30 protein-coding genes and 2 pseudogenes are annotated in these 25,789 nt (G+C 64.3%); 16 read left to right on the forward strand and 16 right to left on the reverse strand.

Annotated elements, in window-relative coordinates; all coding sequences use genetic code 11:
- Positions 1–171: 171 nt before the first annotated feature.
- The gene (locus NKJ04_RS32485; RefSeq protein WP_352613453.1) at positions 172–495 is read right to left on the reverse strand and encodes a hypothetical protein; all 324 of its coding nucleotides are present in this window, start codon (positions 493–495) and stop codon (positions 172–174) included.
- A gap of 174 nt (positions 496–669) precedes the next feature.
- On the opposite strand from NKJ04_RS32485, the gene mbfA reads away from it, so the two are divergent.
- The gene (mbfA, locus tag NKJ04_RS32490) at positions 670–1,653 is read left to right on the forward strand and encodes an iron exporter MbfA (protein ID WP_352679900.1); all 984 of its coding nucleotides are present in this window, start codon (positions 670–672) and stop codon (positions 1,651–1,653) included.
- A gap of 10 nt (positions 1,654–1,663) precedes the next feature.
- On the opposite strand, the gene NKJ04_RS32495 is transcribed toward mbfA, so the two are convergent.
- The 3 genes from NKJ04_RS32495 to NKJ04_RS32505 all read right to left on the reverse strand — a co-directional run bounded on the left by NKJ04_RS32495 (position 1,664) and on the right by NKJ04_RS32505 (position 2,614).
- A complete protein-coding gene (locus tag NKJ04_RS32495; protein WP_352679903.1) occupies positions 1,664–2,008 on the reverse strand; it encodes an antibiotic biosynthesis monooxygenase family protein in 345 nt (114 codons plus the stop codon).
- Complete coding sequence (locus tag NKJ04_RS32500) at positions 2,005–2,337, reverse strand: NIPSNAP family protein (RefSeq protein ID WP_127261220.1); 333 nt, start codon at positions 2,335–2,337, stop codon at positions 2,005–2,007. The genes NKJ04_RS32495 and NKJ04_RS32500 overlap by 4 nt, the downstream gene beginning before the upstream one ends.
- Positions 2,338–2,401: 64 nt before the next feature.
- On the reverse strand, positions 2,402–2,614 hold the full coding sequence (locus NKJ04_RS32505) for a DUF1127 domain-containing protein (protein ID WP_128305298.1): 213 nt from the start codon (positions 2,612–2,614) through the stop codon (positions 2,402–2,404).
- Positions 2,615–2,682: 68 nt separating this feature from the next.
- Between NKJ04_RS32505 and NKJ04_RS32510 the strand changes: the two genes are divergently transcribed.
- The gene (locus NKJ04_RS32510) at positions 2,683–3,357 is read left to right on the forward strand and encodes an ArsR/SmtB family transcription factor (RefSeq protein WP_128305297.1); all 675 of its coding nucleotides are present in this window, start codon (positions 2,683–2,685) and stop codon (positions 3,355–3,357) included.
- Between the two features lie 94 nt (positions 3,358–3,451).
- Here the strand turns inward: NKJ04_RS32510 and ligD are convergent, their stop codons facing one another.
- Both ligD and ku read right to left on the reverse strand, forming a co-directional pair.
- Positions 3,452–5,965 (reverse strand): DNA ligase D, encoded by a 2,514-nt coding sequence (gene ligD, locus NKJ04_RS32515; RefSeq protein ID WP_352679908.1) that lies wholly within the window; start codon positions 5,963–5,965, stop codon positions 3,452–3,454.
- Positions 5,966–5,977: 12 nt separating this feature from the next.
- Positions 5,978–6,847: a non-homologous end joining protein Ku gene (gene ku, locus NKJ04_RS32520; protein WP_352679942.1), complete on the reverse strand. Its 870-nt coding sequence runs from the start codon at positions 6,845–6,847 to the stop codon at positions 5,978–5,980.
- Positions 6,848–7,222: 375 nt separating this feature from the next.
- Here ku and NKJ04_RS32525 point away from each other — a divergent pair, with 375 nt between their 5' ends.
- Positions 7,223–7,363: a hypothetical protein gene (locus NKJ04_RS32525; protein ID WP_023813501.1), complete on the forward strand. Its 141-nt coding sequence runs from the start codon at positions 7,223–7,225 to the stop codon at positions 7,361–7,363.
- 180 nt (positions 7,364–7,543) lie between these two features.
- On the forward strand, positions 7,544–8,005 hold the full coding sequence (locus NKJ04_RS32530; protein WP_502898004.1) for a thiol-disulfide oxidoreductase DCC family protein: 462 nt from the start codon (positions 7,544–7,546) through the stop codon (positions 8,003–8,005).
- A 152-nt stretch (positions 8,006–8,157) separates the two neighbouring features.
- Here NKJ04_RS32530 and NKJ04_RS32535 read toward each other — a convergent pair whose 3' ends face one another.
- From NKJ04_RS32535 to NKJ04_RS32545, 3 genes are all read right to left on the reverse strand, one after another.
- Positions 8,158–8,541 (reverse strand): DUF1850 domain-containing protein, encoded by a 384-nt coding sequence (locus tag NKJ04_RS32535; protein WP_352628860.1) that lies wholly within the window; start codon positions 8,539–8,541, stop codon positions 8,158–8,160.
- Positions 8,538–10,655 (reverse strand): TRAP transporter permease, encoded by a 2,118-nt coding sequence (locus NKJ04_RS32540; protein WP_352679914.1) that lies wholly within the window; start codon positions 10,653–10,655, stop codon positions 8,538–8,540. Before NKJ04_RS32540 ends, NKJ04_RS32535 begins: the two co-directional genes overlap by 4 nt.
- A 227-nt stretch (positions 10,656–10,882) precedes the next feature.
- Positions 10,883–11,842, reverse strand: coding sequence for a TAXI family TRAP transporter solute-binding subunit (locus NKJ04_RS32545; RefSeq protein ID WP_127297569.1), 960 nt, complete (start codon positions 11,840–11,842; stop codon positions 10,883–10,885).
- Between the two features lie 260 nt (positions 11,843–12,102).
- On the opposite strand from NKJ04_RS32545, the gene NKJ04_RS32550 reads away from it, so the two are divergent.
- Together NKJ04_RS32550 and NKJ04_RS32555 are read left to right on the forward strand one after the other, a co-directional pair.
- Positions 12,103–12,471, forward strand: a complete 369-nt coding sequence (locus tag NKJ04_RS32550) for a YciI family protein (RefSeq protein WP_031213674.1) — start codon at positions 12,103–12,105, stop codon at positions 12,469–12,471.
- Positions 12,472–12,604: 133 nt separating this feature from the next.
- Positions 12,605–13,804, forward strand: a pseudogene (locus NKJ04_RS32555) (RNA polymerase sigma factor); the annotation flags it as partial.
- 3 nt (positions 13,805–13,807) lie between these two features.
- On the opposite strand, the pseudogene NKJ04_RS32560 reads toward NKJ04_RS32555, so the two are convergent.
- The 6 genes and pseudogenes from NKJ04_RS32560 to hrcA form a co-directional block, all read right to left on the reverse strand.
- Positions 13,808–14,434: pseudogene (locus NKJ04_RS32560) on the reverse strand (glutathione S-transferase family protein).
- Positions 14,435–14,564: 130 nt separating this feature from the next.
- Entirely contained in the window at positions 14,565–15,545 is a 981-nt protein-coding gene (gene cysK / locus NKJ04_RS32565) for a cysteine synthase A (RefSeq protein WP_352679918.1), read from the reverse strand.
- Positions 15,546–15,722: 177 nt separating this feature from the next.
- Positions 15,723–16,340 carry a LysE family translocator gene (locus NKJ04_RS32570; RefSeq protein WP_352554338.1) on the reverse strand — a complete coding sequence of 206 codons (618 nt, stop codon included), beginning with the start codon at positions 16,338–16,340 and terminating at the stop codon, positions 15,723–15,725.
- A 111-nt stretch (positions 16,341–16,451) separates the two neighbouring features.
- Positions 16,452–17,804, reverse strand: coding sequence for a PQQ-dependent sugar dehydrogenase (locus NKJ04_RS32575; protein WP_023814155.1), 1,353 nt, complete (start codon positions 17,802–17,804; stop codon positions 16,452–16,454).
- Positions 17,805–17,902: 98 nt separating this feature from the next.
- On the reverse strand, positions 17,903–18,100 hold the full coding sequence (locus NKJ04_RS32580; RefSeq protein WP_023814156.1) for a hypothetical protein: 198 nt from the start codon (positions 18,098–18,100) through the stop codon (positions 17,903–17,905).
- Positions 18,101–18,124: 24 nt separating this feature from the next.
- Positions 18,125–19,207, reverse strand: a complete 1,083-nt coding sequence (gene hrcA, locus NKJ04_RS32585) for a heat-inducible transcriptional repressor HrcA (protein WP_023814157.1) — start codon at positions 19,205–19,207, stop codon at positions 18,125–18,127.
- Positions 19,208–19,405: 198 nt separating this feature from the next.
- Between hrcA and rph the strand changes: the two genes are divergently transcribed.
- From rph to NKJ04_RS32615, 6 genes are all read left to right on the forward strand, one after another.
- Positions 19,406–20,122, forward strand: a complete 717-nt coding sequence (gene rph / locus NKJ04_RS32590; protein ID WP_013528632.1) for a ribonuclease PH — start codon at positions 19,406–19,408, stop codon at positions 20,120–20,122.
- 184 nt (positions 20,123–20,306) lie between these two features.
- Positions 20,307–20,717, forward strand: coding sequence for a VOC family protein (locus NKJ04_RS32595; protein WP_352679945.1), 411 nt, complete (start codon positions 20,307–20,309; stop codon positions 20,715–20,717).
- On the forward strand, positions 20,717–21,364 hold the full coding sequence (rdgB, locus tag NKJ04_RS32600; RefSeq protein WP_352679924.1) for an RdgB/HAM1 family non-canonical purine NTP pyrophosphatase: 648 nt from the start codon (positions 20,717–20,719) through the stop codon (positions 21,362–21,364). Before NKJ04_RS32595 ends, rdgB begins: the two co-directional genes overlap by 1 nt.
- On the forward strand, positions 21,361–22,524 hold the full coding sequence (hemW, locus tag NKJ04_RS32605; RefSeq protein WP_352679927.1) for a radical SAM family heme chaperone HemW: 1,164 nt from the start codon (positions 21,361–21,363) through the stop codon (positions 22,522–22,524). Before rdgB ends, hemW begins: the two co-directional genes overlap by 4 nt.
- 3 nt (positions 22,525–22,527) lie before the next feature.
- Positions 22,528–22,851: a low molecular weight protein tyrosine phosphatase family protein gene (locus NKJ04_RS32610; protein WP_352679930.1), complete on the forward strand. Its 324-nt coding sequence runs from the start codon at positions 22,528–22,530 to the stop codon at positions 22,849–22,851.
- A gap of 25 nt (positions 22,852–22,876) precedes the next feature.
- Positions 22,877–23,314 (forward strand): EamA family transporter, encoded by a 438-nt coding sequence (locus NKJ04_RS32615; RefSeq protein ID WP_352679933.1) that lies wholly within the window; start codon positions 22,877–22,879, stop codon positions 23,312–23,314.
- Between the two features lie 73 nt (positions 23,315–23,387).
- On the opposite strand, the gene NKJ04_RS32620 is transcribed toward NKJ04_RS32615, so the two are convergent.
- On the reverse strand, positions 23,388–23,579 hold the full coding sequence (locus NKJ04_RS32620; protein ID WP_023814163.1) for a hypothetical protein: 192 nt from the start codon (positions 23,577–23,579) through the stop codon (positions 23,388–23,390).
- 134 nt (positions 23,580–23,713) lie between these two features.
- Between NKJ04_RS32620 and rsmI the strand changes: the two genes are divergently transcribed.
- The 4 genes from rsmI to NKJ04_RS32640 form a co-directional block, all read left to right on the forward strand.
- Positions 23,714–24,646, forward strand: a complete 933-nt coding sequence (gene rsmI, locus NKJ04_RS32625; protein ID WP_352679936.1) for a 16S rRNA (cytidine(1402)-2'-O)-methyltransferase — start codon at positions 23,714–23,716, stop codon at positions 24,644–24,646.
- Positions 24,639–25,016: a YraN family protein gene (locus NKJ04_RS32630; RefSeq protein WP_128305282.1), complete on the forward strand. Its 378-nt coding sequence runs from the start codon at positions 24,639–24,641 to the stop codon at positions 25,014–25,016. The genes rsmI and NKJ04_RS32630 overlap by 8 nt, the downstream gene beginning before the upstream one ends.
- Positions 25,017–25,138: 122 nt before the next feature.
- The gene (locus NKJ04_RS32635) at positions 25,139–25,441 is read left to right on the forward strand and encodes a helix-turn-helix domain-containing protein (protein ID WP_352679948.1); all 303 of its coding nucleotides are present in this window, start codon (positions 25,139–25,141) and stop codon (positions 25,439–25,441) included.
- Positions 25,351–25,789, forward strand: a 439-nt coding sequence (locus tag NKJ04_RS32640) for a DDE-type integrase/transposase/recombinase (protein WP_352679939.1), incomplete at its 3' end; no start/stop codon positions are given. The genes NKJ04_RS32635 and NKJ04_RS32640, both read left to right, overlap by 91 nt.

The raw sequence follows: 25,789 nt of genomic DNA on the forward strand, positions 1-25,789 counted from the left end.
GCCGAACCCGTCAAACCCCAGCCAATCCGGCCTCAAACCCGAGCCGCAAGGCACCCCACATTGGCCCGACCCTCCCTCCTTGCCCGTATAACTTAATAACGCAACGGGCCCCTTGCGGGGGAGATGTCCGGCAGGACAGAGGGGGGTGCCTCGCGCCGACATCTCGCCAGTTCACCCAAGCAACGTCCTCTGCCTCTTGCTCCCACCCAGCTTTCGCCAGTTGTTGAACCGGTGGCTGGCGGCGGCAAAGGAGATTTTCATCTGCTGGGCGACCGAGTAGCGCGACTTGCCCTCGTCGAACATGCGGTAGCAGCACTCGGCGCCTTCCTCGGTCAGTTTGCCATCCGGCCCCTTGTTGTGCGGATTGGCGGGGTCGAATTTCTCGACCTGCTGTTCGACCAGGCCCTTCAGGCGCTGCAGGTCTGCCTCGATGCTGGCGATGAGATCGAGAACGGGCTTTGGGTCATAGGGATGCGGAGGCTGTTTTGCCGTCATCTGCCGGTTCCTTGTTCTGGTTAGGTAAAATTATATAGGTGAACATTCCACTGATAATGAAGGGCCAGCCCGGCTTACGAGCTTCAACAATTCTTGACCGCGACCGAGCGCGCAATTGACCGGAGGCGCTCAAAACCCTAGTTTAGAACTATTCTAAACTAGGGTGAATTCCTCATGCTTTCCCGTGTTTTCGGCTTCGGCCGCCGTCCCTTCGAATCGCTCTCCGAACAGGAGATCCTGGCGCTGGCCATTTCGTCCGAGGAGGATGACGGACGCATCTACCGCGCCTATGCCGACGGCCTGACGGAAAACTTCCCGCAATCGGCAAAAGTGTTCGAGGAGATGGCCGGGGAAGAGGATGGCCATCGCGATGCGCTGATCGAGCTTTTCCGCAAGCGGTTCGGCGAGCGCATACCGCTGATCCGGCGCGAACATGTGAAGGGTTATTACGAGCGCAAGCCCGACTGGCTGGTCCGGCCGCTCGGCATCGAGCACGTCCGCAGCCAGGCCGAGGCGATGGAGCGGCAAGCCTACCTTTTCTATGTCGAGGCGGCCAAGCGCACGGCAGATGCCTCGACGCGAAAACTGCTCGACGATCTGGCGGTGGCCGAACTGGGCCATGAGACCCTGGCGCAGCGTCTGGAGCAGAAACATGTGCCGGGCGAAGTGAAGGATGAAGAGACCGCCGCCGAGCAGCGCCAGTTCATCCTCACCTATGTGCAGCCGGGGCTGGCCGGGCTGATGGACGGGTCGGTGTCCACTCTGGCGCCGATCTTTGCCGCCGCCTTCGCCACGCATGACACCTGGCAGACACTTTTGGTCGGGCTTGCCGCCTCGATCGGCGCCGGCATTTCGATGGGCTTCACCGAAGTGGCCTCAGACGACGGTAAGCTCTCGGGCCGCGGCTCGCCGATCAAGCGCGGCATCACCACCGGCGTCATGACGTCGGCGGGTGGCCTTGGCCACGCACTGCCCTATCTCATCCCGGATTTCTGGACGGCGACGGCCGTCGCCGCGGTGGTGGTGTTCTTCGAACTGTGGGCGATTGCCTTCGTGCAGAACCGCTACATGCAGACGCCCTTCCTGCGTGCCGCCTTCCAGGTGGTGCTGGGCGGCGCGCTGGTATTCGCGGCCGGCGTGCTGATCGGCAATGCTTGAGTAGCCTCAGTCACCCATTCACCGCCCGGCTATCCGCTGGCGCCTCATCCCTCTCCGTCAGCCCATAATCCCTCACCACATGGGCGATGCGCAGTCGGTAGCCGGCAAAGATGCCGCCACGACCGGCCTGCTGCGCCTGCCGGTGTTCTTCGGTGCTGCGCCAGGCCTTGACCGCTTCCTCGTCGCGCCAGAACGACAGCGACAGGACGCGGTTCGGATCGGCCAGGCTCTGGAAGCGCTCGATCGACAGAAAGCCGTCGATGCCGTCGAGCAGCGGCCGCAGATCGGCGGAGATGCTCAGATATGCATCGCGCCTGCCCGCCGCCGGCTCGACCTCGAAGATGACGGCAATCACGGCAGCACCAGTTTCGCGTGCGGGCCCGAGACGTGCTTCAGGAACATGCGGTCCTCCTTGAGGATGAATCTTTCACGCTTGGCAAACTCGTAGTTTGCCTTGCCGGCGGGATCGGCGGCAAGTCGCGCGCGGTAGGCCTCATAGGCCGCCAGGCTGTCGATGTTGTAGGCGGCATAGGCCGTTGTCGCCGAGCCTTCATGAGGCGCGTAATAACCGATCAAATCGGCGCCGCAGCGTGGAATGGCCTGGCCCCAGTTGCGGGCGTACTCCTCGAAGGCCGCCTTGCCGAACGGGTCGATCTCATAGCGGATGAAGCAAGTGATGGTCATTGTGGTCTCCTCGGGATTGCGTCAATAGTTCGAGCCGCATCGAAACGTCCTGCCGCCCGGCCTGCTAGGGCTGCCAGAAGGATTTCGCGCATTCGCGGCGCACGTCTTGCCGTGTAAGGCCAAGATCGCGCAGCTGATGATCGTCGATCTCGGCAAGGTCGAGGCGCTGCAGATGACGGTCATACCAGCGGGCCAGCAGCCGCGAACGCAACCAGGTGACGAACGGGAACGATTGTCGGCTGGGGAGCGCCGAGGGGAAAGCGGTTCGTGCGGTCATCGTCGTCTCCTTGATCTCACCGGAGAATAGTGGTTATCTGACAGGGATGCTTCGATGAGGAACGAACTATGCGAGAAGGCCCCGACATCGCCCGCATCGCCAGCCTGGTCGGCGACCCGGCACGGGCAAACATGCTGAATGCCCTGATGGGCGGCACGGCGCTGACGGCGAGCGAACTGGCGCTCGAGGCCGGCGTTTCGCTGCCGACCGCCAGCTCGCACCTGGGCAAACTGATGGAAGGTGGGCTGCTCACGGTGGCGAGCCAAGGCCGGCATCGCTATTACGGCCTCGCCGGACCGCAGGTGGCGGGCATGATCGAAGCCATCACAGGCGTCGCGGAAGCCGTCGGTCCAAAGCGTGTGCGCCCGGGTCCGCGCGATGGCGCCATGCGCGTGGCGCGCGTCTGCTACGATCACCTCGCCGGCGAGCAGGCGGTGGCGATGCTCGATCGGCTCGTCGCCAAGAACGTACTGGTCCGCGACGAGCAGGAGATCAGGCTCGGGCCATCGGCGGCTTCGCATTTCGCTGCGATAGGCATCGACGTCTACACCAAGCCGCGACGGCCGGTGTGCCGCGCTTGCCTCGACTGGAGCGTGCGGCGCTCACACCTCGCCGGCACGCTGGGCGCCGCCATCCTCGACAAGATCCTTGCCGAGAAATGGGCGCGCCGCGAGAAGGACAGCCGCGCGGTGATCTTCTCGCCGCCGGGCAAGCAGGCGTTTGAGAGGGCGTTTTTGAGCTGATGGTGGTGGGGCTCGCCCACACCTTCGTCATCCTAGGGTCTGCGCCGCGTCGCTTCGCTCCTTGCTTCGCCCTAGGATGACGAAATCACGAGGATCACCCCCGCTTCAACACCTTCCCCCGCCCGAAAAAATCCGCCCACGGATCGGCTTTCGCCAGCTGCTTCAGCGTCGTCTTGTCGCCGATCGGGAAAGCGTTCGGCGCCAGCCCGGCCTCGATCTCGGCCCAGGTCACCGGCATCGACACGGTGGCGCCCTTCTTGGCGCGTGACGAATAGGGCGCGACCGTCGTCGAGCCCCTGCCGTTGCGCAGATAGTCGACGAAGATCTTTCCGGTGCGCGCTTTTTTCGACAGCGTCGCCGTGTAGCGGTCGGGGGCACCCTGCTCCAGCGCCCTGGCGAAATCATGGGCGAAGGTTTTGACCTCCTCCCAATCCGCCGCTGGTCTCAGCGGCACCATGACGTGAAAGCCCTTGCCGCCCGACGTCTTGACGAAGTTCGGCAGCGACAGCTCGTCGAGCTTGCCCCTGATATCAAGTGCCGCCTCGCGGACCGCCTTCACGTCGACACCTTCATCGGGATCGAGATCGAAGATGATCTGGTCGGGCTTTTCGATCTCATCGATCGTGCACCCCCAAATGTGGATCTCGACCACGCCATACTGGACCAGTGCGGCAACACCATCGAAATCCCGGATGTACAGGATCTCCTCGCCGTCACTAGGGTCCTTCATGCGGGCGATCTTGTCGCTCATGCCGGCCGAGGCATGTTTCTGGAAGAAACGCTGGCCGCCGACACCGTCCGGCGCCCGCACCAAGCTGAGCGGCCGGTTGACGACAAACTGTTCCATGCGCGGCCAAACCTGCGCGTAATGGTCCAGCAGGCCCCGCTTGGAGATGTTTTCGTCCGGCCACAGCAGCTTGTCGGGATGCGAGAGTTTTACCGTGGTCGTCATCGATCTAGCGGCTTTGCCACCCGGTGCCGGCTTGGCCGTGCTCTCGCCTGTCGATGGCTTGCCTGTCGACGCTTTGGGCTTTTCCTGCACGACTTCCTCCGCCGCCTTGTCCTCGCGCAATCCCTGGAACGAGGCGTGGCGTATTATACGGTCCGAGGTCCAGCTGCGAAACTCCACTTCGCCGACAAGCTCGGGCTTGACCCAGACCAGGCCCTTTCCCTTCGGCACGGCGGTGGAGAAGGGCGATGTTTTTGCCGTCAATGCATCGAGTTTTGCCTTCAGCTCATTGGCGCCCTTGCCCGAAAAACCGGTGCCGACGCGGCCGGCATAATGCAGCTTGCCGCCCTCGTGGAAGCCGACGAGGATCGAGCGCAGTCCGCGCCCGGTCTTGTCGGACGGCAGGTAGCCGCCGATCACGAATTCCTGCCGCGCCGTGCATTTCGATTTGACCCAGGTCGGGCCGCGGCCGCTGCGGTAGGGTGCATCGGCACGCTTGGAGACGACGCCTTCCAGGCCCATGCGGCAGGCATGCTCCAGCATGATCTTGCCAGGTTCGGCGAAATGGTCGCTGAAGCGGACCGCGGGATTGTCGGACTGTTCGCCGAGCAGCTCCTGCAAGGCCTGCTTGCGCTCGACCAGCGGCTCGCGGCGCAAATCCCTTCCGTCGAGGCGCATCAGGTCGAACACGTAATAGATGAACCGATGCGTCCGCTTCGCCGACAGGTCCTGCTGCAGCAGCGCGAAGGAGGAAACGCCGCTGTCGGCGAGCACGACCACCTCGCCATCGATGATGGCGTCGCTGCACTTCAGCCCGGCCAGCTCCGCCACGATCTCGTTGCCGAATTTCTTCGTCCAGTCGAGGCCGGTCCGGGTCAGCAGCCGCACATCGGTGCCGGCTATCTGCGCCTGCATGCGATAGCCGTCGAACTTCACCTCATGCAGCCAGTCCTTGCCCGGCGGTGCATCGCGCTCCAGCGTGGCCAGCTGCGGCTCGATGAAGTCGAGGCGTTTGCCGGGTTTCCCTTTGCCGGCGGCCGGCTTGTTGGAATGCCAGACCTTTGGCTTCTCACCCTTTGCGGACTTGCCCTCGCCGACCTCCTCGATGGTCAGGCCGGACTTCACCGATTCCGGCGCCTCCTTGAGAATATCCTCGCCAGGACGCGCTGCGGCATCGTCCGACTTGATCAGCAGCCAATTGTCGCGTTTTTCACCCGCACGCGGCTTCAGTCGCACCAGATGCCATGCCCCATGCAGCTTGTGGCCCTCAAGCTCAAAGCTGATATGGCCCTTCTTCATCGCCTTGGCCGGGTCGATCTCGGGGGTCCAGGTGCCCTCGTCCCAAACGATAACCGAACCGCCGCCATATTCGCCCTTGGGAATGGTGCCCTCGAACGGCGCATAGTCGATCGGGTGGTCCTCGACATGCACGGCGAGCCGCTTCTCATGCGGGTCGAGGCTCGGGCCGCGCGTCACCGCCCAGCTCCACAGCACGCCGTCATGCTCGAGCCGCAGGTCGTAATGCAGCCGCGTCGCGGCATGCTTGTGGATGACGAAGATGCCGCCCGCGCCGCGCTGCTTGGTCCGGGCGACCTTGCCGGCCGGTTCGGCGGTTTTCTTGAAATCGCGCTTGGAGTGATATTGTTCGAGGCTGGCCATTCGTTGGGTTCCTCAGGCCGATTTGCGTTTGGGCGCGCTGGCTTTCGGCTTGGCGCGTTTGGCCGCCGGCTTGGCTTTCGCCGACGAAGACCTTTTCGATGATCCGGAATCCGACAGGCTCTTCTTCAGCGCGTCGAACAGATTGACGACATTGGAAGGCTTGGGCGCCGCCTTGGCCTTCGGCGCCTTGTGGCCGGCCTTCTTGGCGCGGATCAGTTCCAGCAGCGCGTCCTCGTATTTGTCGTCAAATTTCGAGGGATCGAACTTGGTCTTCTTCTTGTCGATGATCAGCTCGGCGAGGTCGGTCATCTCCTGATCGGTCTTCACCGACTCGATGTCGCCGAAGACGGTGTCCGGTTGGCGCACCGTGTTGTCGTAGCGCAGCGTTGTCAGCACCATGCCTTTGCCGAGCGGCTCGATAACCACCGGCCGTTCGCGTCGGTAGAGCACGATACGCGCCAACCCGGCCATCTTCTTGCTCGCCATCGCGTCCCGGATGACGGCGAACGCTTCTTCCGACACCTTGTCGGCCGGGGCGACATAATAGGGCGTATCGAGATAGATCTGCTGGATCGAAGCTTTGTCGACGAAACCGTCGAGCGCCATCGTGTGCGAGGATTCGATCTGCACCGCCTCGATCTCATCTTCCTCGATATGGATGAAATCGCCACCGTCGAGTTCATAGCCCTTGATCTCGTCATCCTCCTCCAGCGGCTTGCCGGTTTCGGCATCGACATAGAGGCGCTTCACCGTGTTGCCGGTCTTGCGGTTGAGAATGCGGAACGAAACCCGCTCCGTGTGGGTGACGACATTGGTGAGTTCGACGGCACAGGTGACCAGCGAAAGCTTCAGATAGCCTCTCCAGGCCGGACGCGGCGCCATGATATCTTCCTTCCAGAACCAGATGAAGGTGAGAACGGGCGGACCGCGCTCCAGTTCCGCCGCGCGGGCGTTCAGATGCAAAGGGTCGTTTTCCCCGGCGCCAAGTCGCCAGCACGGAAATTTCGCGAGCGCGGCAAAAGTTGAAACAGAACCGCGCACGGGCGACATTCAAACGAAACATATGTGATGCAAAAGTCACATTGACCGGAATGCCGACCAACTGCACCGAAAGACCCCGAATCAGCCGCATTCCAGCCACGAAGCGAGGCATTTTCGACCAGATATTAACATCACGTTCACCGACTATTCACGCCTCGACGCTATGATGACCGCAATTCGGAAGGGACATCCGAAATCGGGACAGGGACCAGGGTAATGAACTTCCTCGCGCACCTCATCGGCTATGCCGCCGCAATCCGCGAATTCATCGCGCCGACTTATCGGCCCGAGCGCTATTACATGCGCGGCCCCGGCCCGGCCTGCGCCCGTCGCGGCAACTCGCTGGGCGCGCACTGATCATGGCTTTCGAAAATCGCCACGACAGCCGGATCTGCAGGCCCGCCGCCTCTACCCGCGCCACCACCTATCGCGCCGAGCGTCCCGCTCTCGCCGACAGGCGCCGTGCGACATCGCCACGGCTTTGATACCGACGCTGGCCCGGCTTAGTGTCGTAGGACACGAGCAGCCGAGGCCAGCTTGACCGACCATTCCCAACCCAGTCGACCCAAGTCAAACCGTCCCTCCGGAACAACTCTCGACGCACGCCATCCATTGATCGTTTTCGATGGCGTCTGCGTGCTCTGTTCCGGCTTCGTGCGCATGGTGGTCAGGCTCGACCGCCAAGGCCGTTTCCGCTTCGCCACGGCGCAGTCGCCCTTCGGTGAAACGCTGTTTCGGAAGCATGGACTGCGCACGGACTCTTACGAAACCAATCTCGTCCTGATCGACGGCGTCGCCTTCACGCGGCTTGACAGCTTCGTCGCCGTCATGGCGGAACTCGGCTGGCCCTGGCGGGCGGCAAAAGCGCTGTTGCTGCTGCCGCGCCCGCTGCGTGATTGGCTCTACGATCGCATCGCCAAGAACCGCTACGCCCTGTTCGGCAGGAAGGACAGCTGCGAAATCCCCGCACCCGAGCTGCGGGAACGGTTCCTTGGCTAGAAAACGTGGCTATGGGGAGCAGCGCTTGAAGCGTCTCATCGTCGACGTTGACGCTTCTGGCGCCCGCATCGTCCATTCGTTCGAAGCCGCCGAGGAAGCCGCTTCCGCGTTCCCGGCGAGATTTCTCATCTGCTCTGAAGGCCGATCACGCATTATCGTGGTTGGCTCGTGCCATCCGGCCCGCACGGCTCCAGCACGATCGGTCCGCCTGCAGCCATGCCCAGTTCCCTGCAGCCCTGAACCGTGCACAGTGTCCAGCCGTCGCCGGTCGCGCCGGAAGCGGCGAGCACAACGCGTCGTTGTGGGTCGATCTCTGGCGCATAGCTCCACCAACCCTCCTTCAGCAGCGCGCCTTCCGGTGGCTCCATGCCGGCGCCCGAGCCCTCGATCCGGGCTTCGACCAACTGCAGGCCGGTAGGCGTGACCTTCCAGTCTTCCTCCCACCGCGTCCGTTCCACCGAATGCGTCCAGGACAGGGTGAAGGCGGCAACGGAGAGCGTCACCGTCTTGCCGGCGGCCAGGATGCACAGGCTCATGCTTTAGCGGCCTGCCGTGAGCGAAAACAGTGCCAGCCGATCCAGGCCAGCGCCAGCACCCAGCCGGCCTCGTCGGTGAGCGGCACCGCAGCGACCAGAAGCACGCCGGCCGCGAAGGCGATGAGCCGTTCCCACAACGCCATGCGGCGGGCGAGAAAGCCGACGGCGGCGGCACCCCACAACACGATGCCCATGCACGCCTTGGCGACGATGTATGCGACCTCGGCGGGATAGCCGAACTGGGCGGCGATTGGCCCGGCGTCCTGCAGCATCAGCGCCGGCGTATAGACCGCCATGAACGGCACGACGAAGCCGGCAATAGCCAGCTTGGTCGCCTGGATGCCGATCTTGAGGCCGCTTTCCCTAGCCATCGGTGCGGCGGCAAACGCGGCCAGCGCCACGGGCGGCGTCAAATCGGCCATGATGCCGAAATAGAACACGAACATGTGGCTGACCAGCAGCGGCACGCCGAGTTCCAGCAGCGCCGGCCCGGCCAGCGACGAGGTGATGATGTAGTTGGGGATGGTCGGGATGCCCATGCCGAGCACCAGGCAGGTGACCATGGTCAACACCAGCGACAGGAACAGATTGTCCTGGCCGATCGAGATGATCCAGCCGATGAAGGTCGAGGCGATGCCGGTGAGCGTCAGCGTGCCGATGACGATGCCGACTATGGCGCAGGCAATGCCGACCGGCAGCGCGTTCTTGGCGCCTTCGGCAAGCGAGTCGACGCAGATTTGCAACGTCTCGCGGCCGCCCTTGAACGTGAAGCAGGCAACGACCAGTGCGGCGATCACCAGGCCGAGGAGGTTGACGCCGAACTTCATGAACGAGGCGGCGGCAAGCCCGAGCGCGATCCAGAAGACGATGCGGAAGGCGAGCGGTCCGATCGCCGCCGCCAGCGGCGTGCCGAGGATGAGCACGATGGTCAGCGCCAGGCCCATCGTGCCGGCGAAGATCGGCGTGTAGCCGGCCAACAGCAGATAGATCAGCGCTGCCAGCGGCAGCACCAGCGGCCAGTGTTGCCGCACCGCGTCCCACGGGTTGGGCAGCTCGGCCTTGGCCATGCCGTGCAGGCCGGCCTTGCCGGCTTCCAGATGCACCTGCCAGAAGCAGGCGCCGAAATAGAGCAGCGCCGGGATGATCGCCGCCTTGACCACTTCGGCATAAGGCACGTTCAGCGTCTCGGCCATGATGAAGGCGACCGCGCCCATCACCGGCGGCATGATCTGGCCGCCCATCGAGGAGGTCGCCTCGACGGCGCCGGCAAAGGCCGAGCGGAAGCCGAAGCGCTTCATCAGCGGGATGGTGAACTGGCCGCTGGCCACCACATTGGCGACGCCCGAGCCGGAAATGGTGCCCATCAGCGCCGACGACAGCACGCAGACCTGCGCCGGGCCGCCGCGCCATGTGCCGACAAGGCCCAGCGCGAAATCGTTGAACAGCGCGATCATGCCGGCACGTTCGAGGAAGGCGGCAAAGACGACGAAGATGAAGATGTAGGCGGCCGAGACATAGATCGGCGTGCCGTAGATGCCTTCGGTGCCGTAGGCGAAGGTGTCGACCAGCTGGGCGAAATCATAGCCGCGATGGATGAGCGGCGGCGGCAGATGGTTGCCGAAAAAGCAGTAAGCGAGAAAGATGAAGGCGATGACCGCCAGCGGCAGGCCCATCAGCCGCCGCGCCGCCTCGAAGACCAGCACCACCAGCACAGCGCCGACGATCAGGTCCGGCGTGGTCAGGAAGCCGGAGCGCCGGATGAGGTCGGTGTAGAACACCCAATTGTACAGGCCGGTGCCGAAGCCGAGCGCCCCGAGCGTCCAGAACGCGGCTTTCGCCGGCAGGCTCTTGGCGCGCAGATTGGCAATCAGGCCAAAGCCAAGCAGCAGCAGGAAGCCGACATGCATGGCCCGCACCACCTGGCTCGGAATGCTGCCATAGGCGGCGACATAAATCTGGAACACGGAAAAGGCGACGGCGATGAGAAAGGCGGCCTTGCCGGCGATGCCGTCGCCGAAGCCTGGCGGCAGGCCTTCGACCTGCTCTTCGACGACAGGAAGATGGAAGGTGGCGGATTTGCCGTCGGGTATTGTTCCAGACGTTGCTTCGCTCATCCGACGGTCTCCAAAAGGAGCGAAGTGTAGTGCGAGGCGCCCCCCTCTGCCCTGCCGGGCATCTCCCCCTCAAGGGAGGAGATCAGCAGCGTTGGTGTCTGCGCACGTCCTGCAACGTTAGCGATTGGCGAAGGGTGTGGTGACGTCCAATCTCCCCCCTTGAGGGGGAGATGCCCGGCAGGGCAGAGGGGGGCGCCTGGCGAAGACATGTCAGGTTGCCACGCGTCTTACTTCAACAGCCCCTTCTCCTTGTAATAACGCTCGGCACCGGGGTGCAGCGGCACCGGCATGCCGTCGAGCGCCTTGGCCGGGTCGATCGCCTTGGCAGCGGCATGCGCCGCGGCAAGCTGGTCGAGATGGTCGAATATCAGCTTGGTCAACTGGTAGGCGGTCTCGTCGGAGACATCGGCGCGGGTGATGAGGAAATTGCCGACGGCGGCGGTGGCGACATCCTCGCTCTGGCCCTCATAGGTACCCTTGGGAATGACCACCGAAAGATAGGGCGAGCCGATCTTCGCAACATCCTCTGCTGGCACCGCCACGACATTGATCGGCACCGAGGTGGCGAGGTCGCGGATCGAGGCGACGCCGAGCCCGGCCGATTGCAGCGTGGCGTCGAGCTGCCGGTTTTTGATCAGTTCGACCGATTCGGCGAAGGGCAGGTATTCGACCCGGCCGAGATCCTCATATTTCAGCCCGGCGGCGGCGAAGATGGCGCGGGCGTTGAGCTCGGTGCCGGAGGCAGGCGCGCCGACCGACAGGCTCTTGCCCTTGAGGTCGGCCAGCGTCTTGATGCCGGACTCCTGGCTGGCGACGATCTGGATATAATTGGGATAGATGGCGGCGATGCCGCGCAATTTATCGAGCTTGCCGGGGAAACCGGCCTCGGCATTGCCTTCGGCGGCCAGCTTGACGGAATCGCCCAGCGCAAACGCAATCTCGCCCTTGCCCTGCTGCAACAGATTGAGGTTTTCGACCGAAGCCTTTGTCGCCTGCACCTGGGTGCGTGCGCCTTCGATGCCCTTGCCGTAGATTTCCGACAGCGCCACGCCGAGCGGATAATAGACGCCGGATGTGCCGCCGGTCAGCACATTGATGAATTCCTGCGCCCTGGCTGAGATGGTGCCCAGGCCAAGCGAGAGCGCCACGGCGCCGGCTGCAACGAATTTCGTTTTGAAATTGAACATCGGATCTCCTCCCTGAAAATATCGACGACCGCACCGCCTCCTAGATGCGAACCGGGGCGAGTTTAGACAGCGAGCCGCAAATGCCAACCCGCAATTGCGCTCGTTAGACGAACGGTTGAGGGATCAGGAAATAGATGGCCGCTTGCACAAAAAGCCATCGGGGCCGAAAGTTTTTTGAGCAGCCTGTCGAAATCGGCCACTGCCGCGCGACATACGTCCGGCCTCGCAAGGACGCGGCCTTCGCAAAACGGGAGAAGACCATGCGATACATGATTTTGATCAATAGCGACGAAGCCGCATTGGCGAACACGCCGATCGAGAAGGCCCAGCAGATGAGCGCGGCCTATGGCGCCTATACCGAAGCGTTGAAGAAATCCGGTGCGTGGCTGGCTGGCGAAAGGCTGCGCCCGACCCAGGCCACCACCTCGGTGCGGATCGCTGACGGCAAGACCAACGTGATCGACGGCCCCTATGCCGACACCAAGGAGCAGCTTGCCGGCTTCTACATGATCGAGGCGGCTGACATCGATACAGCCATCGAATGGGCGGCACGCTGTCCGGCAGCCAGCACCGGCACGGTCGAATTGCGGCCGATCTGGGAAATGGCCGACTACATGCCCAAGAAATGACGGTGATGGACAGTCGCCCGGACATCGCCCGGGGGGGGGCCCCCGCGGCCCCGCCGCCGGCGGCGCCGCAGCAGGGGGCGAGGGAGCGGGGGGGCCCCCCCCCCCGGGGCCCCCCCCCCCCCCCGCGGGGCCCGCGCGGCAGAGCTACGGCAAGCTGGTCGCCTGGCTCGCGGCGCGCACGCGCGACGTGGCCGCCGCCGAGGACGCGCTGGCCGATGCCTTTGCCGCCGCCCTCGAGCGCTGGCCGCGAACCGGCGTGCCGGAAAAGCCGGAAGCCTGGCTGCTGGCGGTGGCGCGGCGGCGCCGTGTCGATGCGGTGCGGCGGCGGCTCACCAGCGAGGCCGGCCGCGAGCATCTCAAGCTGATTGCGCAGGAGGCGGAGGCACGCATGACCGAGGAAGATCTGCCCGACGATCGGCTGCGGCTGATGTTCGCTTGCGCCCATCCGGCGATCGAATCGAGCGTACGCTCGCCACTTATCCTGCAGACGGTGCTGGGGTTCGACGCCGCGACGATCGCCTCCGCCTTCCTGGTCTCGCCCGCAACCATGGGCCAGCGCCTGGTGCGCGCCAAGACCCGCATCCGTGAAACCGGCATTCCGTTCCGCGTGCCGGAGCGGGCCGAACTCGGCGAAAGGCTGGACGCGGTGCTGGAGGCGATCTACGCCGCCTTCGCCGAAGGCTGGTCCGACCCGGCGGGCACCGAAACGCGCCGCCGCAATCTGGCGACCGAAGGCATCTGGCTCGGCCGCCTGGTGGCTTCGCTGTTGCCGGAAGAGCCCGAGGCACTGGGCCTCTTGTCGCTGATGCTGTTTGCCGAGGCGCGCCGCACCGCACGGCGCGATGCGGCCGGCGACTTCGTGCCACTGGCGGAACAGGATTGCCTTCTATGGGACCGCGCCCTCATCGATGAGGCCGAGGCGCTGCTTTCCCACGCTGCGGCCAAGGGCGTCATCGGCCGCTACCAGCTTGAGGCGGCCGTGCAGTCCGCGCATGCGGCACGAAGGCTGACCGGCCGCACCGACTGGGCGGCGATCCAGGAACTCTACGACGCGCTGCTTTCGATCGCAGGATCGCCGGTGGTGGCGATAAACCGCGCGGTGGCGATCGCCGAGGCCGAGGGCGCAGTGGCCGGATTGGCGGCTCTTTACGTGCTGGGCGACGACAAGCGACTTGACGAGTACCAGCCCTATTGGGCCGCACGCGCCGGTCTCCTGGCCAGGCTTGGTCAGGTACCGCAAGCCTGCGAAGCCTATGACCGGGCGATCGGCCTCGAGCGCGACCCGGCGGTGCGCCGGTTCCTGCAGGGAAAACGGGCAGTGCTCAGAAATTGAGCTTCAGCCCGGCCACATCTCATGCGATGTGTTGAGCGTCCTCATCAGCGGATGGTCGCGCAGTTTCGACCACAGACGCTCGATGTCAGGCCAGGCCGCGCGCGCCCTATCGACGTCGGGATGCCAGGCCACCAGCATGACGAGATAGATGTCGGCCAGCGACAGTTGGTCGCCGACCAGCCAGTCACGGCCTTGGAGAGCGGCATCAAGAACGGCAAAGCCGCGGTCCATCTCGGCCACGGCCGCCTGCTTGACCGCCTTGGTGCCTTCGGGGTCGGCCGTGTAGCGGTATGCGTAGTAGAAACGCAGCACCGCCGAATAGAGCACAGACGACATGAATGCCATCCAGCGCAGGAAATCCGCGCGGGCAGGCGCATCGGCCGCCGGCGCCAAATTGGCATCGGGATGACGCTCGGCAAGCAGGATTCAGATCGCCGCCGATTCGGTCATCGAGCTTCCGTCCGGCAGGGTCAGCACCGGCACCTGGTTCAACGGACTGATGTCGAGGAAGGCGGGATCGGGCCGGTCGGTCTTCGGCACGTCGATCTGCTCAAATGGTACATTGGCCAGCGCCAGCGCCGCCTCGACCACGAAGCCGCCGCTGCCGGGACGGGTATAAAGCTTGTACATGAAATTCTCCCCCGGCCGCGCAAAGCAGGCCGGGGGCGATATGAACCGGAAGCGGTGCCGCGCTCAAGCCGCCGATGGCGGCCACGCGCGTTTTTTCAGCGGGCCAGCTTGGACGCGAAGGAGCGTCGGACTACGATCCCAGCCCCTCGAACAGGATGGTCGACAGATAACGCTCGGCGAAGGACGGGATGATCACCACAAGGTTCTTGCCCTTGTTCTCCGGCCGCGAGCCGACGACGATGGCCGCCTGCAGGGCGGCGCCCGAAGAGATGCCGACCGGCACGCCTTCGAGGCGGGCGACGAGGCGGGCATTGGCCACGGAATCCTCGTTCGACACTTTGACGATCTCGTCATAGATCGTCGTGTCGAGGATTTTGGGCGCAAAGCCGGCGCCGATGCCCTGGATCTTGTGCGGGCCGGGCTGGCCGCCCGACAGAACCGGCGAGGAGTCCGGCTCGACGGCGACGACATGCACGGAGGGCTTGCGCTTCTTCAGCACCTGGCCGACGCCGGTGATGGTGCCGCCGGTGCCGATGCCGGCGACGAAGATATCGACTTCGCCATGCGTATCGTTCCAGATTTCCTCGGCTGTCGTCGTGCGGTGGATTTCCGGATTGGCCGGATTCTCGAACTGCTGCGGGATGATCGCGTTGGGGATCGTCGCTGCCAGTTCGTCGGCCTTGGCGATGGCGCCCTTCATACCTTTCGGGCCTTCTGTCAGCACCAGCTCCGCGCCGAGCAGCGCCAGCATTTTCCGGCGCTCGATCGACATCGTTTCGGGCATCGTCAGGATCAGCTTGTAGCCCTTGGCGGCAGCGGCGAAGGCAAGCGCGATGCCGGTGTTGCCCGACGTCGGTTCGATCAGCGTGGTCTTGCCGGGAGAGATCTTGCCCGACGCCTCCAGCGCCTCGATCATCGCCACGCCGATGCGGTCCTTGACCGAGGCGATCGGGTTGAAGAATTCAAGCTTGGCGATGAGATTGGCGACGATGCCCTTTTCCCGAGCGAACTTGTCGAGCCGCACCAGAGGCGTATCGCCGATCGTGTCGGTGATGGAATCGTAGACGCGGCCGCGGCCGGGCACGCGGGCTGATGTGGTGGGCTTGTTCATTGGTTTCGCTCCCAGAATTTCAGGCAAGTGGATTTGCGGGCAACATAGGACCTTCGACCGCGCAAGATAGACTGTCGATTGAAAATATCCGAGTGGGACCTGTGTCTAAAACAGTGCCGTCTCGGAAAAGCATTTCCCGCAAAGGCCTGTTTGCGAAATGCTTTGGCCGAAAGCCCGCTATTGGCGGGCGGCAATCGCTGCAGCGGCACCGACCATGAAGCCGGCAGCCGTACGGTTCAGCGCCTTGAGCGCGCGCGGCGATTTCAGGAACCAGCGCGCCTTGGCGGCCAGCGCCAGATACGGCACCAGCACCACCAGAAGCACGACGACCGTCAGCGCGACGAGAATGCCGTAGTCGGCCAGCGTAATGGTTTTCAGGTCGACGATGGTCGGCGTGATGGCGAGATAGAAGATCATCGTCTTCGGATTGCCGAGCGTGACAGTCAGGCCGGCGGCAAAGCTCGACAGCAAGCCGCCCTTGCCTTTTCTGGCCTCGACGGTCTCGGGCGTGATGCCGCTGTTCCAGAAGCGCCAGCCGAGGAAGGCGAGATAGGCGACGCCGAGCCATTTGATTGCCAGGAAAACCATGCCGAAACTCTGTGCAACGATGGCGAGGCCGAGCACCACGGCGGTCAGATAGGTGATGTCGCCAACCATCAGGCCAAAGGACATCGCCAGCGACGAGCGGAAGCCGGAGCCGAGCGCACGGGCGACCAGCGCGGTGATGCCGGGACCAGGAATCGCGGCGGCGATGCCGAGAGCGGCGCTGTAGGCGAGGAATCCGGTGAGGGTCATGGTTGCGGCCTTGCGCGACGCTGCTATCACGGCATCCTATCGCACAAAGCCCGGCGGGCGTGAATTCCCTGAAACTCGGATTCGATTGCACCACGCCTGTGCGAGTTGCGCTCAGGAACGACCGTCGCCATGGGTGACACGCCAGATGGTGCCGTTGCCGTCCTCGGTGACGATCAGCGCGCCATCCAGGGCCACCGCCACGCCGACCGGCCGCCCCCACACCTCGCCGTTTGAGACGACGAAGCCGGTGATGAAATCCTCATATTCGCCGGTTGGCTTGCCGTCCTTGAACAGCAACCGCACCACCTTGTAGCCGGTCCGGTTGCCGCGGTTCCATGACCCGTGCAGAGCGACGAAAGCATCGCCCTTGTATTCAGCCGGAAAGCTCTTCCCCTCGTAGAAGGCAATGTTGAGCGGCGCCGAATGCGCCTGCATCAGCACATCGGGAACGGTCGTTTTGCCGGCAAGATCGGGGCGCGCACCCTTGTGGCGCGGATCCTCATTGTCGCCGATGTAGTACCAGGGCCAGCCATAGAAGGCGCCCTCCTTGACCACGGTCGCGTATTCGGGCGGCACATTGTCGCCAAGCGCATCGCGTTCGTTGACGACGCACCACAGCGCGCCGGTCGCCGGCTGCACGGTCATGCCCGAGCAGTTGCGCAGGCCGGTGGCAACGATGCGGCCGCTCTTGCCATCGGGATCGAAGGCCAGCACATCGGCGCGGCCATCTTCGGATCCCCATGGCGCGCCGAGCGCCTGCGACGCCGCCCAGGCGTCGAGTCCGCCCTTCGGCTCCTGGCCCATGTCCTCGGCGACATTCGATCCCGAGCCGACCGACAGATAAAGCGTCTTGCCGTCCGGCGAAAAAGCGATGTCGCGGGTCCAGTGGTGATTGGCCGGGATGTTGTCGACGATGGTTTCTGGATCGCCGGAGGCCTTCAGGTCGCCATTGCGGTAGGCAAAACGCACGATGCTGTCGCTATTGGCGACATAGACCCATTGCGGGTCAGCGCCTGGCGGATAGAAGGCAATACCATAGGGCTGGTTGAGATTGCCGGCAAAGATGCCGTCCTGCGCAGGCTTCGCACTGCCTTCGGCCAGACGGTAGATGCGGACTTGGTTGGCCTCGCTGTCGGCGACGAACAGGTCGCCATTCGGCGCGACGCGCACGACGCGTGGATTGTCGATGCCCGATGCAACCAGCTCGGCCGAGAACCCCGGCGGCAGTTGCAGCTTCGCGTCTGCCGGCATGTCCGCAACGCCGGCGCTGTTCGAGGTCGACCGGGTGGCATAGGGCTTAGGCAGATCGTCCGGTCTGATCAGGCGGCGTGTGCCCGGCTTGTCCGCTCGCCAGTCGCCGAATGCGGCCGCGCCTTTGAGCACCGGATCGTCCGCCTGCTGGGCGAATGAAGCGGTCGAGAGAAACAGTGCGGCGGAAATTGCGGGGCCGGCAAAACGCATCATTCGGTCCTCCAATGTTTGGGCGTGAGAACAGGAACGAGCGGTCTCGTCGATCGTTCCACGGCACACGATGAGGTGGAGGAAGCTTCCGGTTTCCCGGCTCAGGTCCCGGCGGCGTAAAAATCGTCGTCGAGGCGTTTTTCCAACTCGACGAGGTCAGCCGGCAGCGGCAATCCCATGGCGCGCATTTCCTGCAGTTTTTCACGCAACTGCTCCTGGATCTCGTGCTGGTCCTCCGGCTGGTTGACCATCTCCTCCAGCAGCAGGCTGATCCGGGCCTTGAATTCTTCGAGCGCCATCGTCGTCTCCTCGGTTGGATCAGCTCAGCGCAGCATGCGGGAAATCAGCTGCGCCGTATAGTCGACCATTGGGACGATGCGCGCGTAGTTCAGCCGGGTCGGGCCGATGACGCCGAGCGCGCCGACGACGCGGGCATCCTTGTCGCGATAGGGCGCGACAACCAGCGACGAGCCCGACAGCGAAAACAGCTTGTTTTCCGAGCCGATGAAGATGCGCACGCCCGAGCCCTGCTCGGCGAGGTCAAGCAACTGGATAAGCCCGTCCTGCGTCTCCATGTCCTCGAACAAATGGCGCAGCAGTTCGATGTCGGCCTGGGCGGTGACGTTTTCGAGCAGATTGGCGCGCCCGCGCACGATGAGCCGTGCCGGCAGGCCACTGTCGGCGCCGGCCCACACCGCCAGCCCCTTCTCGACCAGGTCCTGCGACAGCGTGTCGAGCGCGGCCCTGGTCTCTTCCTTGATGCGGGCGATCTCGATCCGCGCCTCGGCAAGCGTTCGGCCGCGTATATGGGCGTTGAGGAAATTTGAGGCCTCGTGCAGTTGCGAGACGGTGATGCCGGCAGGCAGCTCGACGACGCGGTTCTCGACGTCGCCATTCTGCGACACCAGCACCGCCAGCGCCTTGGTCGGTTCGAGCTGGATGAATTCGATGTGCTTCAGCGCCACCTCGTTCTTGGCGGCCAGAACCAGGCCGGCGCCGCGCGACATGCCCGACAGCATCTGGCTGGCCTCGGTCAGCATGTGCTCCAGCGTCGCGCCCGAGCCGGACGCCCGAACCTGTGCCTCGATGGCGCGGCGCTCCTCGTCGGAAAGGTCGCCAAGCTCCATGAAGGCATCGACAAAGAAACGCAGGCCGGCCTGCGTCGGCAACCGGCCGGCCGAGATGTGCGGCGCGTAGATCAGGCCGAGATGCTCGAGATCGCTCATCACGTTGCGGATGGTCGCCGGCGACAGCGAGGACGGCAGGATACGCGACAGGCTGCGCGAGCCCACCGGTTCACCGTCCCTGAGGTAGGAATCGACAATGCGCCGGAAGATGTCGCGGGAACGCATATCGAGCGACTGAAGCGCGGGCGACTGCGAAGCGGGATCGACTGCCTTGGTCATACGGCCAAAAACCTCCGGCCCAACGATATAGACTTACACTGCACCCGCGCAACCCGGTGTCTTTGTGAGATCACCCGGTGTCTGTGTGAGATCACCCGGTGTCTGCGTCAGATCGTCAGGCCATTTTCCTTTGCGCCACGCGTCCCATGCGGTTACAAGCCGGCCAAGATTCCGAAAAATGACAAGAAAGCAGCCTGAATGCGCCCTTCCAAACGCCAATTCGACGAAATGCGTGCCATCTCCTTCGAGCGCGGCGTCTCCAAGCATGCCGAAGGCTCGTGCCTGGTGAAGTTCGGCGACACGCATGTCCTGTGCACGGCCAGCCTTGAGGAAAAAGTGCCTGGCTGGATGCGCAATTCCGGCAAGGGCTGGGTGACGGCCGAATACGGCATGCTGCCGCGCTCGACCGGCGAGCGCATGCGCCGCGAGGCTTCGGCCGGCAAGCAGGGCGGCCGCACGCTGGAAATCCAGCGGCTGATCGGCCGCTCCCTGCGCGCCGTGGTCGATCTGCAGGCGCTGGGCGAGCAGCAGATCACCGTCGACTGCGACGTCATCCAGGCCGATGGCGGCACCCGCACCGCCTCGATCACCGGCGGTTGGGTGGCGCTGTATGATTGCCTGCGCTGGATGGAAGCGCGCCAGATGGCCAGTGTCGCCAAGGTGCTGAAGGACCATGTCGCTGCGATCTCCTGCGGCATCCATGACGGCCAGCCGGTCATCGACCTCGATTACATTGAGGATTCCGCGGCCGGCACCGACGCCAATTTCGTCATGACCGGCAAGGGTGGCATCGTCGAGATCCAGGGCACCGCCGAGGGCGAGCCTTTCTCCGAGGAGCAGTTCGCGGACTTGATGGGCCTGGCCAAGAAAGGCATCCAGCGGTTGGTGAGTTTGCAGCAGATGGCAGTGGCCTGAGGTTTCGAATGCCGAGCCAAGACACCCCCCTCTGGCCTGCCGGCCATCTCCCCCGCAAGGGGGGAGATCAGATGCTGTCTTGGCCTTCGCCAATAGTCAACGTTGCGCGAGAAATGCCGGCGAGGCCACAGCCAATCTCCCCCCTTGCGGGGGAGATGCCCGGCAGGGCAGAGGGGGGTGCCTCGTGATGCCCTCTGCCATCCTTGAATCAGCTCTCTACGTCAGCGACCTGACCGCAGCGGAAACCTTCTACACCGACATCCTCGGCCTCCCCCTCCTCGGCAAGGTGGCCGGCCGGCATCTCTTCTTCCGCTGCGGCCCCGGCGTGCTGCTCGTCTTCAACGCCGAGGCGACCAAAATCCCGCCGGCGTCCGACGCCAGGCTGCCGGTGCCGCCGCACGGCACGGTCGGCGAAGGCCATCTCTGCTTTGCGACGACCGCCGACGAAATCGTGCGCTGGAAAGCGCATCTCGAGGCGAAGAACATCGCTATCGAAAGCGAATTTGAATGGCCGCAGGGCGGCCGTTCGATCTATATACGCGACCCCTCGGGCAATTCGATCGAATTCGCCGAGCCACGAATCTGGGGCCTTTGATGCATTCTCTCGACGGAAAGAAGATCGTCGTCGCCAGCCATAATGACGGCAAGCTGCGCGAATTCGCCGACCTGATGGGGCCGTTCGGCTTCGAAGCCAAGTCGGCCAAGGAGTATGGCCTGCCGGAGCCTGACGAGACCGGCACCACCTTCGAGGAGAACGCCTACATCAAGGCGCTCGCCGCCGCCAAGGCGACCGGCCTGCCGGCGCTGTCGGACGATTCCGGCCTGTGCGTCGACGCGCTCGACGGCGCGCCCGGCGTCTACACCGCCAACTGGGCCGAAACCCCGGATGGATCGCGCGATTTCGGCATGGCCATGCAGCGCACCGAAGTGGTGTTGCAGGAAGTCGGCGCGGCCTTGCCGCAACAGCGCAAGGGACGCTTCGTCGCCGTCATCTGCCTGGCGTTTCCCGACGGCGAGGCGGAATATTATCGCGGCGAGGCCGAAGGCACGCTGGTCTGGCCGCCGCGCGGCGAACTCGGCTTCGGCTACGACCCGGTCTTCCTCCCCGACGGCTTCGACAAGACTTTTGGTGAGATGACGGCCGAGGAAAAGCACGGCTGGAAGCCCGGCCAGCCGACGGCGCTGTCGCATCGCGCTCGCGCCTTCCAGAAATTCGCCAAAGCGAGATTGGGCTCGACATGAGCATGCTGCTCGACCGGGCGCCCGGCTTCGGCGTCTATGTCCACTGGCCGTTCTGCGCGGCCAAGTGCCCCTATTGCGACTTCAACAGCCATGTCCGCCACCAGCCCGTCGACCAGGATCGTTTTGCCAGCGCCTTCGAGGCCGAGCTGGCGACGATGCGCGAACGCACCGGGCCGCGCGAGGTGACCAGCATTTTTCTCGGCGGCGGCACGCCGTCGCTGATGAAGCCGGAAACGGTGGCCAGGGTTCTGGACGCCGTGGCGAAGAACTGGACTGTGCCTGACGGCATCGAGGTGACGCTGGAGGCCAATCCGTCCTCGGTCGAGGCCGAACGCTTTCGCGGCTACCGGGCAGCCGGCGTCAACCGCGTGTCGCTCGGCGTGCAGGCGCTGGATGACAAGGATTTGCGCTTCCTCGGGCGGCTGCACAATGTCGAGGAAGCGCTGCACGCCATCGGCCTCGCGCGGGAAATATTCCCAAGGCTATCCTTCGACCTGATCTATGCCCGCCCCGGCCAGACCCCGGACGCTTGGGCATCGGAGCTGGAACAGGCGATCGGCCATGCCGCCGACCATCTGTCGCTTTATCAGCTGACCATCGAGGAAGGCACGCCCTTCCACGCCCTGCACGCGGCAAAGAAATTCATCATTCCCGACAATGACCACGCCGCCGACCTCTATGCGCTGACGCAGGAGATTACATCGGCGCATGGTTTGCCGGCCTACGAGATTTCCAACCACGCAAGGCCGGGCGCCGAGAGCCGGCACAACCTCACCTATTGGCGCTATGGCGAATATGTCGGCGTTGGACCCGGCGCGCATGGCCGCTTCGTCGAGAACGGTCGCCGCACGGTGACGATCGCCGAGCGGATGCCGGAAACCTGGGCCAATCTGGTCGAGGCCAAGGGCCATGGCGTCACCGGCGGCGAAATCCTGACGCGTTCGGAAGAGGCCGACGAATTCCTGCTGATGGGCCTGCGGCTCGCCGAAGGCATCGACCTCTCCCGCTACGAAGCGTTCTCCGGACGCGGCCTGTCGAGCGCGCGACTGTCGATGCTGCAGGGAGAGGGGCTGGTAGCGCCGATCGGCAATTCGCGCCTGCGCGCCACGCCGGCCGGTATGATCGTGCTCGACGCCGTAGTGGCGGACCTGGCGCGCTAACCCTTGAAGAACGTCCTCTTCGTATGCAGCCAGAACCGCTTGCGCAGCCCGACCGCCGAACAGGTGTTTTCAACGCGCCGGGATATCGAGGTGGCCTCGGCGGGGACCAACCACGATGCCGACACGCCGCTGACGCATTATCTGGTGGCGTGGGCCGACCTCATCTTCGTCATGGAAAAGGCGCACCGCACCAAACTGCAGAAGAAATTCAAGACCAGCCTGAGGAAGGCCCGTGTTATCTGCCTCGATATACCTGACGAGTATGAATTCATGGATCTTGAGTTGATTAGCCTTCTGAAGGCACGCGTTTCACGGTATCTCGGTTAAGACGCCATCCGCAAAGGCCACCGGCATGAACCTGACCGTATCCTGCTGGCAATTCTGGGCATTGCTGTCGGCTGCCTTCGCGGCCTTGACGGCGATCTTCGCCAAAGTCGGCATCGAGAACATCAATTCCGATTTCGCCACCTTCATCCGCACGGTCATCATCCTGATCGTGCTCGGTGCCATCCTGCTCGCCAGCGGCCAGTTCCAGTCGCCGGCTACAATCTCGGGAAAGACCTGGGCTTTCCTCGGCCTGTCCGGTCTGGCGACCGGCGCCTCATGGCTCTGCTATTTTCGGGCGCTCAAGATCGGCAATGCGGCGCAGGTGGCGCCGATCGACAAGCTAAGCGTCGTGCTTGTGGCGGTGTTTGGCGCGGCCTTTCTCGGCGAGCGGTTGTCCGGAGCGAATTGGCTTGGCGTCGCCCTTATCGCGGCGGGCGCGGTGCTGGTCGCCTATCGAGGCTAGTTGCGCGCCGTTGCGGGCATTCTTTGTTTCAAGACGGGTGATGAAGATGTCGAAGCGATTGGGCATCGTCCGGTCAGTGCTCCGTCGTGCTGTCTGGTTTGTTGCTGTCGGAATGCCTGCCCTTCGTCGGCGAGGTGCTCGCGGTCCGCTCTTTGGTCAGGCTGTTCTCGGTCTTGGCAGGCGGGCGCTTGGCCGTGGGCGCGGCACCGCGCTTGCGGCCGGCATAGTAAGGCTCGAAAGCGTCCTGTATCTTCAGGCTGTCCATCCTGTCCTCCTCCGGAATCAGGGGGCTAATCTGCCAACGCCGGTTTGGTTCCCCACTGTGGCAAAGGAAAGGCGAATTCCTTACATCGGCGTCAGCTTTTGCAAGCCCGCGTCAGCCGTGCCAAACAGGGCTGAATGGAGAAGTCATCGGTGACCGCAGAGACGAGCAAGCGCAGCTATGTGGTCGGGCAGACCGAGATCGCGGCACGGCCATTGGAGCCGGCGCTCTATCTGGTGGCGACGCCGATCGGCAATCTCGCCGACATCACGCTGCGCGCGCTGGAGACGCTGGCCGCGGCCGACATCGTCGCCTGCGAAGACACGCGGGTGTCGCGCGTGCTGCTCGAGCGCTACGGCATTCGCCGCCGCACCACGGCCTATCATGAACACAATGCCGGCGAGGCCGGGCCGAAGCTGATATCGGCACTTCAGGCCGGGCAGAGCGTGGCGCTGATCTCCGATGCCGGCACGCCGCTGGTATCCGATCCCGGCTACCGGCTGGTCGGCGAGGCGCTCGACCACGGCATTCGCGTCGTGCCGATCCCCGGCCCGTCGGCGCCGCTTGCGGCGTTGACCGCATCCGGCCTGCCCTCCGATGCCTTCATGTTCGCCGGATTTTTGCCGGTGAAGACCGGGCAGCGGTTGACGCGGCTGGAGGCACTGAAAGCCGTGCCGGCGACGCTGATCTTCTTCGAATCGCCGCGTCGGCTGGCCGAATCCCTCGGTGCCATGGTCGAAGCGCTGGGCGGCGAGCGAAAGGCGGCTATCGGCAGGGAATTGACCAAGACCTTCGAGGAGATGCGAACCGGCACGCTGCAGGCGCTGGCCGACCACTATGCTGCGGCCGATACGCCGAAGGGCGAGATCGTCGTCTGCGTCGGCCCGGCCCCCGAGGCCAAGGCGGACGAGCCCGCCGATATCGACCGCCTGCTGCTGTCGCTCGCCGCCGAGATGCCGGCTTCCAAGGCGGCTGCGGAAGCCGCGAAAATGACCGGCGGCCAGAAACAGGCGCTCTATCGGCGGCTGCTAGAGCTCAGGGAGATTTCTGGAGAAAGCGACAGTGGCTGAGCGCCCGAGCTCCAGCCGCCTGAAAGCCTATCGACGCGGTCATCGCGGCGAATGGCTGGCGGCGGCAGCCCTGATGATGAAGGGCTACAGGATTCTTGCGCGCCGCCACCGCACACGCTTCGGCGAGATCGACCTGATCGCGCGGCGCGGCGATCTGGTGCTGTTCGTCGAGGTCAAGGCGCGCCGCACGCTGATGGAAGCCATGGAGGCGATCGGTCACGAATCGGAGCGTCGCATAGAAGGCGCGGCTGACATCTGGCTGTCACGCCAAGCGGACTACGGCAGATTGTCGATGCGCTTCGACATGGTCGCGGTGCTGCCCTGGCGCTGGCCGGTGCATGTCGAGAACGCGTTTTACGGAAGGAATTGAGTAGCTTACCCTCCCCACTGTTTGGACCGGAGACATCGCGAACAGGTGTGCGAGGACATTGCGAACAGTTTGGCGTGCTTTGCGCCGGGAGGTTCGCGATGCCATTTGGGAACACCAGCGTGATGGATGGGAAGTTGGAGTTTGTGCGTTTTGCGGTGCAGGATGGCAGCAATGTCAGTGCGCTTTGTCGTCGTTTCGGGATTGGCCGAACCTGTGGTCACAAGTTGATCGCGCGGTATCGCGCCCATGGCGAGGCTGGGCTGCGGAGCAATCGCGCCGTCCAGCGACGAGCCCGGCGCGCAGCCCGGATGCAGTCGAGGCGGCGGTTCTTGGCATGCGCCGGGCGCACCCGGCCTGGGGCGGACGCAAGATCTCCAAGGTCCTGCAACGCGAGGGAACCGGTTCGCCTGCACCTTCCACGGTGACCGGGATCCTGCACCGCAATGGCGTCGAGCTGGGTTTGCTCGGGGGTGGAGCCAAGCCGTTCGGGCGCTTCGAGCATGCCGCCCCCAACGATCTGTGGCAGATGGACTTCAAGGGCCATGTCGCATTGCGGCAGGGCGGCCGGCTGCATCCGCTGACCGCGCTCGACGACCATTCGCGCTTCTCCGTCGTGCTGCAGGCTTGCATCAACGAGACCGGCGAAACGGTCAAAGCCCACCTGATTGTCGCCTTTCGCCGCTATGGACTGCCGCAGCGCATGGCTTTCGACAACGGCCCACCGTGGGGAGATGGCGGACGAAGCAACTTCACACGCTTCACCGTCTGGCTGA

Origin of the sequence: Mesorhizobium sp. M0618, from assembly GCF_040320765.1 — a bacterium.
Lineage (GTDB): Bacteria > Pseudomonadota > Alphaproteobacteria > Rhizobiales > Rhizobiaceae > Mesorhizobium.